A 13,585-nucleotide genomic window follows, 5' to 3' on the forward strand; every position below is an offset into this window, starting at 1 on the left:
CATGATGGGCGGCCCCGGCATGATGGGCGGCCCCGGCATGATGGGTGGCCCCGGCATGATGGGCGGCCCCGGCATGATGGGCGGTTCCAGTCAGGGGGGTGGTCCCAACCAGATGGGCGGCCCCAATCAGATGGGTGGCCCCAATCAGATGGGCGGTCCCGGCATGAAAGGCCATCCCAACATGCGGGGTGGCAACATGGGCCCCGGCATGATGGGTGGTCCCGGCATGATGGCGGGCCCCTCCGATGCGGAGCAGATGAATCAGATGCTGGAGATGGGCAAGCAGCAACTGGCCATTCAGGGTGCGCAGGAAGAGGCCTGGAAGCGTTTCGTCGCGGCGGCGAAGGCCCGGTCCGAGGGAGCGCAGAACATGCGTGCCGATCGTACCAAGGACATGCTGGCCCAGGCGGAGCGTCATGTGGCGCATATGGAGGCCATGCTGCCCAAGCAGAAGGCGCTGCTGGAGTCGTTGAAGGCTCTCAACGGTGTTCTGGATGATCGTCAGAAGGCGATGTTGGTTCCCATGGCCAGCAGCTTTTTGTATGCGTGTGGACATCACGGGCAAGGTGGCGGTTTCTGAGTGTTGCGGGATTGATAAAAAAGGCCGGGGTGATCCCGGCCTTTTTTTTGTTTGTAATGGGATGTGGTGCGCAGCATCTGCAACCCAGCAGAAATAGTCTCAATTTATTGCCTTTCAATATGTTATCCTTTAAATATCAAAAAAAGAAAATATTCTATTTTTTTAATTTTCATGTTTATTGCCATTAAGTAACTTTTCAGACCGCTGGCCAGCGCGGCGTGGCTGAATAAAAAGAAAAAGGATAAAGTCCCAGGGGTGCCCCCTGGACCCCATGGGGTTGGAGGTCAACTGCAAAAGGAAGAGTCCCAGGGCGCTGCCCTGGACCCGTCGGGGGGGATAATCCCCCCCCGAACCCCCGTATGACTGAAAGGACACTCTTTCAAACGGGGTTCGCTTCTTCCCGTTCGATGTGGATGAAGGGGCAGTCGAGTCCCTGATCGACCCGGCGCACCATGCCTCCCTCCGGATGGGGTTCGAAACCCATGGCTTCCAAGGTTTGCCGGGCCGGGGTGTTGCGGGCGGTGGGGCGGAAATCGACCCGAATGGTCTCGATGCCCGCATGCCGCGCCAGCAGGTCGGCCAACAGGGCCTGCTCCAGAAACTTGCCTTGTACCCGGCAGGAGAGCATGAACTCCTCCACATGCAATACATCGGCTTCCAGACGGGTCAGGGCGAACCCGACCACACCGTAACGACCGAAACGGTCGCTGCAGGAGAGGACGTGTTTTTCAAGGGCGGGATCCTGCAGACGCACTTCCAGGGTTTCGCGGGTGTACTTGGCCCCGGAGAAGTTGAGCTGGTTGGTGCGCTGGGAAAGCTCCTCCACCCGTTCCCGGAACGCCTCCCGGAAGGGTGACAGGGTGAGTTGAATGTCGCAGGAGGCCAGGAAGCCCAGATAGTCGTCACCGAAGCGGCTGCGCACCTGTTCCCGCGCCAGGGCGTCCTTGTAGAACTGGCGGCGCTGCCGCGACTCCTCGCTGCTGGATCCGGCGAACAGGGGGTCGGCGAGCAGGGTGTCGAGTTCGGCGGCGTCCCGAATGGTACAGCGGGGATGGCTGCGGCCCACCTCCTCCCGTTCGAAGGGACTGTCGTCGATGAAGGCCAGGCTGTCGATGCCGATGTTGAGAGCTTTGGCGATGTCGGCCATGCTGGCGCTTTTTGGCGTCCAGTCGATGCGCGGGCAGAGGAAGTAGTCGGCCACACCCAGCCGTTCCAGGGTGGCCCAGGCGTGATCATGATCGTTTTTGCTGGCGATGGCGTGCAGAATGCCCCGTTCATCGAGGATGCGCAGCACCTCCCGCACCCCCGGACGCAACGCCTCGGGTTCTTTCTCCAGCAGAATGCCGTCCCAAAGGGTGTTGTCCAGATCCCATACCAGACATTTGACCGGTTCCTGGCGGTTTTTCGGGGGGGAATCCGCGTGGGGGCGGGTGGGGTCGAACAGCACCAGATCGGCGGTCAGCACCGTCAGGCGTACCAACTCCTCCTCTGGGATCAGGGTGATGTCGAAGGGCAGTTGCGAGGTGATGATGGCGTTGAACAGACGCCGTTCGAACAGATGGCGCGAAAAACCCGGCGGCAGGGTCAGGCGCGCGGTGAACGGCGGCGGCAGAGGCCGGTTGCGTTGTGCGGGCTCCAGGCTGGAGCGGGAGGTTCCCATGGCCAGATGCAGATGGATGGGGCGGGTGGCCGGGTTGAAACACTCCAGAAGAAAGGCTTCGGGAAGTCCGTAGACCTTTTCGCGGGTGTGCAGACGACGATTCCACTTCTCCAGCAGGTGAAAGGCGATGGCCTGCCAGCGGTGGCTGGGAATGACGGTATGAATCAGCCAGCCCAGGGCGTCGAGCCCCCGAGCCAGGGAATGGGCCAGACGTTCGAGGCGAACCAGATGTTCCACGGGTTCCAGGGTGGTATTGCCCCGGGCTTCCAGCTTACCCCATTTGCGAAAGGCGATGGCGGCGCCCTGTCCGCGAAAGCTGCCGGGCCAGGTGACGGGGACCAGCCCCTCCTGAAAGCGGCGGCAGCGTCCATCCGGGCGGGGTTGGTAGAGATCACAGGTGGAGAAACAGTTGGGTGCGGCGCACTCCACGCAGTGTTCCCCCCAGACCATGAAACTGGCATGGCTGACGGGCAGCCCGGCGAAGGCCGAACCCGAAGGCAGCGACTGGGGAGGTGCGTTGCGATTCTGATGAAATTCAAACATTCTTCCGGACACACTCGCTGTGGGCGGGGGTAACCAACGTCTTCCCACAGGGATCATAGCGCATTTTTCGGCATTTCCATAACGGAGTTTTTATCATTCCGGCGAAAAATGGATCGGGTGGCGTCAGGAGGGGAGAGAAGAAGGTTGCGGTGCAAGGGAATCGATGGAACAATCCCTCCTTTCAGGCGGGATTATATCGGGAGATGAACGATGCAAGGTGGACGCACGATCTCTTTTTGGCAGTTGCTGGCGCTTATCGGCGCGGGAGCCCTGACGGCCATTTTCGCGTTGTACAGTTGGCTGGAGCCGGGATTGCGGGGCGCGGGGTGGCGCATTCCCGCAGAGGTGTCCCACTCCGCGCTGGCCACGCCGGCCAGCCTCAATTTCCAGGGACTGGTGAATCACGACGGCGCCCCGGTGGGTCGGGAGGAGTTGACCGGCAAGTGGCGTCTGTTGTTCCTGGGCTACACCTACTGCCCGGATATCTGCCCCACCGCCTTGAATGACATGGCTTCGTTGATGAACTCCCTGAGCAAATCCCATCCCGATCTGGCCAGGGATACCGGCCTGATCTTCCTGTCCGTCGATCCGGACCGGGATACCCCGGCGCGGCTGAAAGAGTACGCGAGCTATTTTCATCCGGAGATTCGGGGTATGGTGGGACCGATGGACCGGTTGCAGGCCATCGGACGCTCCCTGGGGGCCTTTTTCGCTTCATCCAAAAAGAGCCCCGAGGACAAGGAGTACGCCGTGGTGCATCCGGCCAATATCTATCTGGTGGATCCCCAGGGGCGGGCTTGTGCCCGGTTTTCCAACCAGTTGACCATCGCCGATGTGGAAAAGGAATACCTGAAGATCCGGGCCTGGGCCGGGAAACAGGATGAAGCGAAAGGAAAAGCCAAATGAAGAAACATGCCTTGCTGTTGGCGGGTTGTCTGATTCTGTCCGGATCCCTGTGGGCCGGGGAGGGGGTTTCCATCACCGGATGCTGGGTGCGGGCCATGCCGCCCGGCCAGCAGGCCACCGCCTGCTACTGCACCTTCGAGAATGGTCAGACCAAGGCGGCGGGGGTGACCGGCGGGGAATCGCCCCTCTTCGCCAGGGTCGAGCTGCACGAATCCCTGACCCTCAACGGGGTGGCCATGATGAAGGCGGTCAAGGAACTTGCCGTGCCGCCACGGGGCAAGGTGGTGCTGCAACCGGGGGGACTGCACATCATGCTCATCGCTCCCCAGCGTCATCTGAAGATGGACGAGAAGGTGCCGCTGACCTTCACCTTCGCCGACGGATCCCGACAGACGGTGGAGGCCGTGGTGCGCCAGGGCCCGGCCATGGGCAACCACGAACACCAGCACGCGCCAGCCAAACCGGCCCATTGATCAGAAGCCGGGAGGAGCGAAGAAACGGTCGTGTTCCTCCTCCAGATGGGCCAGTTTCTGCAGTTCTTTGAGGTATTGGATGTTGTGAACGCGGAATTCCGGCTCTTCGCCCGCGCGGACGTGACGCTGGCACACCAGCACCACGGGCCCCCTGCGGGCGTAACGCTGTTCGTAGTGGTTCAGCCGGTCGCGAAGGGCCGGGGGAAGCGAGGCTCCGGGGGGGGTCAGTTCCCAGTCCCCCTCCAGACAACCATCCTGGCGGCGGATGAAGAGGCGGGTGGGATTCGGCATCGCACCGTTGTCGGCGTCGTCGGCCACCAGGTTCATGGCGATGGCCTTCTCCTCGACCCGGATGATGCGGGCATTCAAGGCCACATAACAGGCCTCCACCGGGGAGAAATCGTCCAGCGAAATTTGCAGGGAAACCAAGGCTCCCGTCACCAGTCCGGGAAGGGGCGTCTGGCCCCGGCGCGGGGCGAAGAGAATGCCCCGGTAGCTGACATCCTCCGTCAGACCGAAGAGGTTTTCTCCGGAATCGACATGGTGCAATATGGCGCGGGAGACGAACCGGGGACGCGGATAGCCCCGCCGGTCGTCGGCGACGGCTCCTTTTCCGCTTTCGAAAGCGGCCTTCTTGCGGCGTAGAAAAAAGGTATCCTCGATAGACCAGGGCATATGGAGTAACCTGATCGGCAGGGAAGAACAACGGAAAACCGTCACCCTTTTCTTTATAATCCGGGGTTGACGGAATTGAAAGGGCTCTCTTTCCCGGATTCGGGGGAGAATGGCCCGGAATGACGGTCTCAGGGGTGGAGGGAATGGACAGAATGCGGCGTTTGCTCTCGGCCTTGGGGGTTTCGGCCCTGCTCTCCTTTCCGGCCCTGTTATTGAGTGGTGTTCTTTCCGGCCCCGCTTCGCTTCATTGGGTGTTGGCCGTGGGGGTCATGCCTCTGGTGATGGGGGCCATGATCCATTTCACCCCGGTCTTGACCCGGAGCCGCGAGCCGGAAGACTGGGTCACCCGCTTGCCCCTCCTGGCCCTGGTGGCGGGAATCACGGTTCTCGGCACCCTGGCCAGCGACCGCAGTCTGGTGACCGTGGCCGCTCCCCTGGCTCTTGCGGCGGCGCTCGGGTTGCTCAACTGGATCGGCGTCAGGGCCCGCGCCTGCCTGGGGCCGCCCCATCCCGGTCTGCGCTGGTATCAGGCCTCCCTGGTTTCGTTGATCATCGGTCTGCTCGCCATTCTGGTCGCCTCGTTCATGCCGGTCCACTGGATGCCGTTGCGTAATCTGCACCTCCATATGAACCTGCTGGGTTTCCTGGGGCTTGCCGCCATGGGAACCCTGCAGGTGCTGCTGCCCACCGTGGGGCGCTATCCGGACCCCCAGGCGGGAGAACGCCTGCGTACCGATCTGAAATACGCCTTTGTCGGTACGCTGCTGGCCGGTATCGGCGCCGCCTGGTTCCGCTCCCTCTCCTGGATCGGCATGCTGTTGTGGCTCTATCCGGCGGCGCGCCTGCTCGGCGTGGCCCTGCGCAACATCCGACCCATCCTGGCCGCTCCGGGATCGGCTTTTTCCCTGCTGGTGGCCCTCATCGGACTTTTTCTGCTGCTTTTTGCCGGCATCCCCCTGGTTCTCGGTTGGATGGCGCCTCAAGATACGGTACCCTTCTTCATTCTGGTTTTCCTGCTGCCCCTGGTGACGGGGGCGTTGGGGCATCTGCTGCCTTTGTGGTGGTTTCCACCCGGGGAATCCGCCCGTCAGACGGAGGCCCAGCACCGGCTGCAGCGTTTCGGCAGCGTGCGGGCCCTCCTCTTTCTGGCTTCCGGCCTGATGTTGGCCGTTGGTTTCTCCCATGCCGTGCCGCTCGGCCTGGCGGTGCTGACCCTGTTCGGTCTGCAGGTGGTCCATGCCGCCCTGACCCACTGATTCGGTTATCAAGGAGAAAACCGTGGATACCCTGCTCGACTGGCTGCCGCTGCTCTGCTTCTTCGCCGCCTATCAGGTCTGGGATCTCTATGCCGCGACCCTCGCCGTCATGCTGGCTGTTTCCGTGCAAAGCCTCTGGCTGCGTCTGCGCCACGGCTCCCTGAGCGGCATGCGCTGGCTGGCCCTGGCCACGGTGCTGATCTTCGGCGCGGCAACCCTCCTCTTCCGCGACGCCCGTTTCATCCAGGGCAAGCCTTCGGTGCTTTACCTGCTCATGGCCCTGCTCTTTCTGGGCAACCGCCTGCGCGGCGGCGAACCCCTGACCGGCCGTTTGCTCAAGGAACACATCATCCTGCCCGGGGAACGTTTCGCCCTGCTCGATCTCTCCTGGGCCGCCCTGTTCCTGATTCTCTCCGCTCTCAACCTCCTGGTGGCCTGGCGCTTCGAAGAGGCGGTTTGGGTGCAATTCAAGGTCTTCGTTCTTCCGGGGATCACCCTGGTCTTCACCGTGTTGCAGGGGCTGGCGATGTGGCGTTGGCAGAAGGCCGGGGAAGAGGGTGGGGGGTGACGCAGGGGGCATGAGCGTGAAACTGACTTTTCCTGTCAAAGTCGCCGTGATGGCCTTTGTCATCGCCGGTCTGGGAGTGGCCGGCATGGCATGGTTCGCCTATCAGCACGCCTCCAATCTGCTGCAGGAGCAGTCGCTGCAGGAGGTGGAACTCGATCTGCGCCGGGAAAGCACCCGTCTGGCGGAAAACCTGGTGACCTATCGGGCGGAAACCCTCTTTCTGTCCCGTTCGGAAAGCACTTCCGCCCTGATCAAGGCCATGGGATTCGGCGGCGGCAGCCCGACGCCGGATCTGGCGCTGTGGGAGGAGAGACTCTCCCGCCTCTTCCTGACGGTGCTGCAAACCCGGCAGGCCTTCGCGAGTATTCGCCTGGTCCAGGCCTCCAGCCGACGGGATGTTCTGAAGGTGGAACGCAGCAGCGCCGGTTTCCATATCGCCCCTTCGGCGGAAGGGGCGCAGGTCGAGGAGGAGCTGGACCTGCCGCGCATCATGGGTTTGCAACCGGCCCAGGTACATCTTTCCGAGGTGATGCTTTCCCGCCGTGACGGGCAGGTCGAACTGCCCGCCAAGGCGCTGATGCATCTGGCCTCCCCGGTCTTCACCGCCAACGGACAACGCTTCGGGGCGCTGGTCATCACCCTGGATTTCGGGGTGCTGACCCGGTATCTGCGCCCGGCCCGCAACGAGGTGGGCTACCTGATGGCCAACGCCCAGGGGGAGCTGCTGCTCCATCCCGACCGGGGCCGGGCCTTCGCCCACGAAATGGGGCAGCGCATGCCTTTGCAGGAGGAGTTTCCCGGACTCTCCCTGGAAAAGGACTCCATGGGGCAACGGGTGGAGGACGACTTCGCCGCAGGATACGCTTTGGATGACTTTTTCGGGGTGGTCTCCCTGCCCGGTCGCAATCTGGGTCTGACGGGGCACCACCTCCATTTCGATCCGCTGGATCCCAAACGCCACTTCATCATGGCCGCGACCGCCTCCCACGCGCTGATCGGGGTGCGGGCCCGTGAGTTCAAGAAGGTGTTGTGGTTCTCCTCCGCCCTGGTGGTGGTGGGGCTGATCCTGGCGTTGGCCACCGGGGCTCAGGTGCTGACCCGTCCGGTACGCAGCCTGATCCGGGCGGCGGATCGCATCGCCGCCGGGGAGGAGGATGTGGAGATTCCCATCCGGGGGGATGACGAGATCGCCCATCTGGCAGCCTCCTTTCAAGTGATGGTGCGTCGTCTCTCCCGCTCCAATCTCAAGTTTCGCAACCTGGCCGAATCCCTGGAACACCAGGTTCATCTGCGCACCCGCGAACTCAAGGAGGCCAAACAGCGGGCCGAAGCCTCCGATCAGGCCAAATCCGAGTTTCTGGCGGTGATGAGCCATGAGATTCGCACCCCCATGAACGGCATGCTGGGGGTGATCGATCTGCTGCTCAACACCGGTCTGGAGACCCGGCAGCGGGAGTTGGCCCAGACCGCCGCCAAGGCGGGTTCCTCCCTGATGACCCTGCTCAACGATATTCTCGATCTGTCCAAAATCGAAGCGGGCAAACTCGATCTGGAAGAGGTGGCCTTCGACTATCGCGAGGTGATCGAGGATGTGGTGGAGGCCTTTGCCCCCACGGCCCAGCAAAAAGGCCTGGAACTGGTGATGAAGCTGGATCCGCCCGATCAGGACGGGGGCGTTGCGGGTGATCCGGTGCGGCTGCGGCAGGTGCTGGCCAATCTGGTGGGCAACGCCATCAAGTTCACGCGCACGGGATCGGTCACGGTGATCGCCCAGTTGCTGGAAAAGGCTTCCGGGCAGTTGCGGGTGCGCTTTCGGGTGGTGGATACGGGCATCGGCATTGCCCTGGACAAGATATCGCTGCTGTTTCAGCCCTTCACCCAGGGGGACAGCTCCACGACCCGTCAATACGGCGGCAGCGGGTTGGGGCTGACCATCGCCCAGCGGCTGGTCAGCCTCATGGGGGGCCAGATTCAGGTGGAGAGCGTGGAAGGGCAGGGCAGCGCCTTCTGGTTCGAGCTGACCCTGGTGGCGCGGGTGGATCTGCCGGTGCAACTCCCGACGGAGTCGGCACCGGCGGTGGCCTTGACCGATCGTTCCGTGCTGGTGGTGGACGACAACGACATCAGCCGGGAGATCATTCTGGAACAGACGCGGGTTTTCGGCATGCGTCCGGCGGGGGTGGCCAGCGGGGAGGGGGCACTGGCGTTTCTGCGGCGCTCCCTGCGGGAAGGACGCCTGCCGGAAGTGGTGATCATGGATTTCATGATGCCGGGCCTGCATGGGCTGGAGGCGGCCTGGAGACTGCTCGGCATCCTGGGGGAGCGGCATCTTCCGGTGGTATTGCTCAGCTCCTCGGGTCGCATTCCGGAGGTGGAACGCAACCGACCCGGAAATGTGGTGGAGGTGCTGGTCAAACCGGCCCGCCAGGCTTTGTTGCGTGCCGCGCTGCAGCGGGCGCTCTCCACCGGAGAGGAGTCTTCGCCCCCGGAGATGGCTGCGGAGCAACGGCGCGGCGCGGGTGCGGCCTTGCTGCCTGCCGCGATGCAGGGCCTGCGGGTGCTGGTGGCGGAAGACAACGATGTCAACCGTCTGGTGCTTTCGGGCATGCTGACCCGAATGGGGCTGGAGGTCAAAACCGCCACCAACGGTCAGGAGGCGCTGGATTCCCTGGAACGGGTGGATCTGGTTTTCATGGATTGCCAGATGCCGGTGATGGATGGTTTCCACGCGGTGGACCTGCTGCGCCGTCGCGAGGCGGAAAACGGTCTGCGTCACCTGCCGGTGGTGGCCGTTACGGCGGATGCCCTCAAGGGGGATCGGGAACGGTGTCTGGAAGCGGGCATGGACGCTTATCTGGCAAAACCCTTCCAGCTGCAGGAGTTGGTGAGATTGATCGAAGGGCTCATGGGCGGACGCCGGGGCGAGGCGGAGAACGGTACGGCAGCCAGACCGGAGCAGGCTTCGAAAGCGGAAGCGGAGTTGGCCATTCCGGCCCCGGAACCCATTTGGCAGGTCTTTGACCGCAATGTGCTGACCCGTTTGCATCAGGAGATGGCGGGTGATCTCGATTTTCTCTTCGAAAAGTTTCTGGAGGTGTTGCCGCAGCGCATGCAGGAGATGCGGGAGGCCCTGGCTTCGGGTGATGAAGAGTCTCTGGCGCTTTCGGCCCACGCCTTGAAAGGCACTTCCGCCACCATGGGGGCGGTGCGCATTGCCGCGCTGGCGCTGCAGGTGGAGCGTATGGGACGGGAGCGGAAGCTGGAGGAGGGGGGGCCGCTGCTTGATCTGCTGCAACGGGAAATCACCAGACTGGAAGAGGTCATGCCCCGCTTGCGTGAGGAGTTTGCGGTATGATGGAGGCGGAACACGCGCTGGCGCTCCCTCTGGTGTTGGTTGCGGAGGACGACCCGGTCATGCAGGTGGCCATCGGGCGCTTCTTGCAGAAGAACGGGTATCGGGTGGAAATGGCGGATCATGGGGCCATGGCTGTGGAGAAGTTTCGCCGGGAGCGGCCCGAGCTGGTCCTGCTGGATGCCTCCATGCCGGTACTGGACGGATTCGCCACCTGCGAGCAGCTCCGGCGGGAGGAGGGGGGCGACGCCGTGCCGGTGATCATCGTCACCGGTCGGGAGGATGACGCCGCCGTCGAGCAGGCCTTCCAGGTCGGCGCTCTGGAGTTCATCTCCAAGCCGATTCGCTGGTCGGTGCTGCGGCAGCGGCTGAAGCTGCTGCTGCGGGCCAAACGGCTGGAGGAGGAGCGGGCCAGGGCCTTGCAGGAGGTGCAGTCCAGCCACGATCGTTTGGCCTACGAACGGCGTATCGTGGAAAAGATCATCGTGCGCATGCGTCGTTCCAGCCGTTTCGACCGCCAGGATTTGCGCCTGTTGATGGCCCCGGTGGAACGCACCGCCGGGGATCTGGTGCTTTCCATGAAGCGTCCCGACGGGGTGGCCCACCTGCTGGTGGGGGATTTCACCGGACACGGGCTTCCGGCGGCATTGGGGGGACCGGTGGTGGCGGATCTCTTTTACGATCTGACGGAACGCGGTGCCTCCCCCCAGGAGATTCTGGTCGAGATCAACCGCAAGCTCTACGAAAAACTGCCCACGGGCCTCTTTCTGGCGGTGGCGTTCCTCTGCCTGGACCGTCAGGCGGGACGGTGTCAGGTTTGGAACGGGGGATTGCCCGAGGTGTTGTGGTTCCGTGATGCCGGGTGTATCGGACGTTGCGTAACCACCAACGTGCCGCTGGGTATCATCGAGGAGCGTCCTCCGGAAGAGGCCCCCTGTGTCTGGGAGGTTCAGTCCGGAGACCGTCTCTTCCTGTTCACCGACGGCGTGGTGGAGACCACCGACCCCGACGGACGCATGTTCGGTCTGGAGGGGATGGAAGGGTTCCTCTCGGGCATCCTCTCACGGGGAGAGGGGCTGGCCAAGCTGCACGAAGTGCTGCACGACCACTCCTGCCACGGTCCCCAGGGGGATGACCTGACGGTGGTGGATCTGGTGGTTTGACCGAAAGGGAATAAGATGGAAAATCCCGTTTTCTGGGGTATCGGCATCGTGGTCAATGTGGTCTTGACCGCTCTCGCCGTGCGCTGGGTTCTTAAGGCGATGAGGCCTCCGGAAAAGCCGTAGGCTTACGCTGTCCCGGTTGAGCGGATCAGTGTCTGTTTCCCTCGTCCCGCGACCAGGGGGCGATGTCGGTATCTTCCGGAATCGGGTCGGGAGGCAGGGTTAGCGGTGGCTCCTCGACGGGCTCGTCCCGCGAGGCCATCAGGCGGCGCAGCAGAGAGGTCACCGGGCCGGATGGAGCGGAGGCGGGACGGATATCGCTCTCCCAGGCGGTCACTTCCAGGGTTTCGTCCCAGGGCCAGGGTTGCAGTTCCGGGGCGCTTTCGACCGGATCTTCGCCCGGCGTCACCGCGAGTTGCCCCGCTTCCCGGTTTTCCCAGGGGGCCGGAGGGCTCTCCTCCTCCTGCAGGCGGTTCTGGACCAGAATCTCTTCCGAGAGAATACGGTCGAAACCGACGCCTTCGCGGGTTTCCCGCGCCGGGGGCGGCGGATTGCGACGCGATTCCAGGGCAAGCCAGATGGCGGCGATACGTTGGTCGATCCAGGTTTGAAAGGCGCTTTCCCCTACCCGCTCCACCCCGTGATTGCCCAGGCGATAGACCAGCCAGGCCAGACCGGAAAACAGCAGCCAGACAGTCCAGGCGATGGCTTCCCCCAGACTCTCCATGCCATCCAGATTGAGGCGTCCCATGGCGAAAAAGAGGAAGGTGCCCGTCAACAGCAGCAGGATCGCGATCAACAGCGCCAGGCGCTGTCCGATGGTAAGAGGGGGGCGCGGAGGGGGAGCAACGGCTTCCTCTTCCGGGGTCTCTTCGTCCGCATCCTGATCCTGGGGCATCGCTGTTCCTGAAGCGTTGAGCCGGGGTTGGGCCGACTTTGTTCCCGTGTGGCGAGGGTATCAGCTTACCCCATGGGCACGCGCTTGGCAAAGCGGTCCGATAACGACGCGCGGTTGCGGAACACGGCGGAGGAACTTGTGCATTTTGAGGAAAATTCACATATAGTTGCAGCAGGAACCGATGGCGCATCCCCATTTGGCTGCGGTGTCACGAGATCGACCAAGGAGATGAGTGTATGAAACGGATCGTTCTTTTTCTTCTGACCAACCTGGCCATCATGCTGGTGTTGGGCGTGGTGTTGAATGTGGTCTTCCAATTTACCGGCATGTCCCAGAAGAACATACCGGGTCTTCTGGTTTTTGCGGCCATTTTCGGCATGGGCGGAGCATTCATCTCGCTGGCCATGTCCAAGCCGATGGCCAAGTGGTCTACCGGCGCTCAGGTGATCGATCAACCACGGGACGGAACGGAAGCCTGGCTGCTGGGCACCGTGCAGCGTCAGGCCAAGGCGGCCGGTATCGGCATGCCGGAAGTCGCCATCTACGAGGCGGGCGAGTTGAATGCCTTCGCCACCGGCATGAATCGCAACAATGCCCTGGTCGCGGTCAGCACCGGATTGCTGGAACGGATGAAACGCGATGAGGTGGAAGCGGTTCTGGGCCATGAGATCAGCCATGTGGCCAACGGGGATATGGTGACCATGACCCTAATTCAGGGGGTGCTCAACGTCTTCGTGATACTCATCGCCCGTCTTTTGGGAGGGCTTATCGACAACCTTCTGCGCTCCAACGACGAGGAGGAGTCCTCCTCGGGACAAGGCTTTGTCTATGGCCTGGTGGTTTTTGCGCTGGAGATGGTGCTGGGTGTACTGGCCAGCCTGGTCGTGATGGCCTTTTCCCGCTACCGGGAGTTTCATGCCGACAAGGGTGGGGCCAAACTGGCGGGGCGGGAATCCATGATTGCCGCTTTGGAACGGTTGCGTCGGGATCAGACCGGGGGACAGTTGCCGGGTGAGGTGGCGGCGTTGGGCATGAATGGGGCTCGGGGCGGGCTTTCCCGTCTTTTCATGACCCATCCTCCGCTGGAGGAGCGCATCGAAGCCCTGCGCCGGGGATGATTCATACGGGGGGCGGGGGGATTATCCCCCCGCAGCGCCCAGCGGACGCATATTCAAAATCCTTTGACTTTCAATATGTTATCTTTTAACTATCAAAAAAAGGAAATGTTCTGTCCTTTGACTTTTCAGTTATCCTTTCACCCGCTCCAGCCAACGGGAGTCGAACCTCCGGGGCATCTTCGTGCTTTTCTCACGGGCAATTCGCCCTTTCGGGTGGCCAATCAAAAGGACGATTGGCCACCCGAAAGGGCAATGGCGGGCTCGCTTTTTGGCCATCCATTTCGGGATGAGGCCCCCGAAATGGATGGCCGTGAGCTGGGCGAGCCTAAAAGATAGAGGATAGAGGATAGAGGATAGAGGATAGAGGATAGAGGATAGAGGATAGAGGATAGA

The 13,585-nt window shown here is 62.5% G+C and carries 11 protein-coding genes; 8 read left to right on the forward strand and 3 right to left on the reverse strand.

Going from position 1 to position 13,585, the window contains the following annotated elements; all coding sequences use genetic code 11:
- The coding region (locus tag HQL56_08710) for a Spy/CpxP family protein refolding chaperone (protein ID MBF0309594.1) at positions 1–580 on the forward strand (580 nt) is incomplete at its 5' end.
- Between the two features lie 379 nt (positions 581–959).
- Here HQL56_08710 and HQL56_08715 read toward each other — a convergent pair.
- Complete coding sequence (locus tag HQL56_08715) at positions 960–2,783, reverse strand: HAD-IIIC family phosphatase (GenBank protein MBF0309595.1); 1,824 nt, start codon at positions 2,781–2,783, stop codon at positions 960–962.
- A 210-nt stretch (positions 2,784–2,993) separates the two neighbouring features.
- On the opposite strand from HQL56_08715, the gene HQL56_08720 reads away from it, so the two are divergent.
- Together HQL56_08720 and HQL56_08725 are read left to right on the forward strand one after the other, a co-directional pair.
- Entirely contained in the window at positions 2,994–3,689 is a 696-nt protein-coding gene (locus HQL56_08720; protein ID MBF0309596.1) for an SCO family protein, read from the forward strand.
- The gene (locus HQL56_08725; protein ID MBF0309597.1) at positions 3,686–4,162 is read left to right on the forward strand and encodes a copper chaperone PCu(A)C; all 477 of its coding nucleotides are present in this window, start codon (positions 3,686–3,688) and stop codon (positions 4,160–4,162) included. Before HQL56_08720 ends, HQL56_08725 begins: the two co-directional genes overlap by 4 nt.
- Here the strand turns inward: HQL56_08725 and HQL56_08730 are convergent, their stop codons facing one another.
- A complete protein-coding gene (locus tag HQL56_08730) occupies positions 4,163–4,837 on the reverse strand; it encodes a PilZ domain-containing protein (protein ID MBF0309598.1) in 675 nt (224 codons plus the stop codon).
- Between the two features lie 152 nt (positions 4,838–4,989).
- Here HQL56_08730 and HQL56_08735 point away from each other — a divergent pair, with 152 nt between their 5' ends.
- From HQL56_08735 to HQL56_08750, 4 genes are read left to right on the forward strand one after another with little or no spacing between them, the layout of a single operon-like run.
- The gene (locus tag HQL56_08735; protein ID MBF0309599.1) at positions 4,990–6,093 is read left to right on the forward strand and encodes a hypothetical protein; all 1,104 of its coding nucleotides are present in this window, start codon (positions 4,990–4,992) and stop codon (positions 6,091–6,093) included.
- A 22-nt stretch (positions 6,094–6,115) separates the two neighbouring features.
- Positions 6,116–6,661 (forward strand): septation protein IspZ, encoded by a 546-nt coding sequence (locus HQL56_08740; GenBank protein ID MBF0309600.1) that lies wholly within the window; start codon positions 6,116–6,118, stop codon positions 6,659–6,661.
- A 10-nt stretch (positions 6,662–6,671) separates the two neighbouring features.
- Positions 6,672–10,016, forward strand: a complete 3,345-nt coding sequence (locus HQL56_08745; GenBank protein MBF0309601.1) for a response regulator — start codon at positions 6,672–6,674, stop codon at positions 10,014–10,016.
- On the forward strand, positions 10,013–11,176 hold the full coding sequence (locus tag HQL56_08750; protein MBF0309602.1) for a SpoIIE family protein phosphatase: 1,164 nt from the start codon (positions 10,013–10,015) through the stop codon (positions 11,174–11,176). The genes HQL56_08745 and HQL56_08750 overlap by 4 nt, the downstream gene beginning before the upstream one ends.
- Before the next feature lie 148 nt (positions 11,177–11,324).
- Here the strand turns inward: HQL56_08750 and HQL56_08755 are convergent, their stop codons facing one another.
- The gene (locus tag HQL56_08755; protein ID MBF0309603.1) at positions 11,325–12,074 is read right to left on the reverse strand and encodes a hypothetical protein; all 750 of its coding nucleotides are present in this window, start codon (positions 12,072–12,074) and stop codon (positions 11,325–11,327) included.
- A 236-nt stretch (positions 12,075–12,310) separates the two neighbouring features.
- Between HQL56_08755 and htpX the strand changes: the two genes are divergently transcribed.
- Positions 12,311–13,192, forward strand: coding sequence for a protease HtpX (htpX, locus tag HQL56_08760; GenBank protein MBF0309604.1), 882 nt, complete (start codon positions 12,311–12,313; stop codon positions 13,190–13,192).
- Positions 13,193–13,585: the final 393 nt, after the last annotated feature.

The sequence above is a fragment of the Magnetococcales bacterium genome (assembly GCA_015231925.1).
In the GTDB taxonomy this organism is placed as follows: Bacteria; Pseudomonadota; Magnetococcia; order Magnetococcales; family JADGAQ01; genus JADGAQ01.

Coding starts and splice junctions, on each gene's coding strand:
- HQL56_08715 (MBF0309595.1), bottom strand. CDS start 2,783: ATGTTTGAATTTCATCAGAATCGCAACGCACCTCCCCAGTCGCTGCCT.
- HQL56_08720 (MBF0309596.1), top strand. CDS start 2,994: ATGCAAGGTGGACGCACGATCTCTTTTTGGCAGTTGCTGGCGCTTATC.
- HQL56_08725 (MBF0309597.1), top strand. CDS start 3,686: ATGAAGAAACATGCCTTGCTGTTGGCGGGTTGTCTGATTCTGTCCGGA.
- HQL56_08730 (MBF0309598.1), bottom strand. CDS start 4,837: ATGCCCTGGTCTATCGAGGATACCTTTTTTCTACGCCGCAAGAAGGCC.
- HQL56_08735 (MBF0309599.1), top strand. CDS start 4,990: ATGCGGCGTTTGCTCTCGGCCTTGGGGGTTTCGGCCCTGCTCTCCTTT.
- HQL56_08745 (MBF0309601.1), top strand. CDS start 6,672: ATGAGCGTGAAACTGACTTTTCCTGTCAAAGTCGCCGTGATGGCCTTT.
- HQL56_08750 (MBF0309602.1), top strand. CDS start 10,013: ATGATGGAGGCGGAACACGCGCTGGCGCTCCCTCTGGTGTTGGTTGCG.
- HQL56_08755 (MBF0309603.1), bottom strand. CDS start 12,074: ATGCCCCAGGATCAGGATGCGGACGAAGAGACCCCGGAAGAGGAAGCC.
- htpX (MBF0309604.1), top strand. CDS start 12,311: ATGAAACGGATCGTTCTTTTTCTTCTGACCAACCTGGCCATCATGCTG.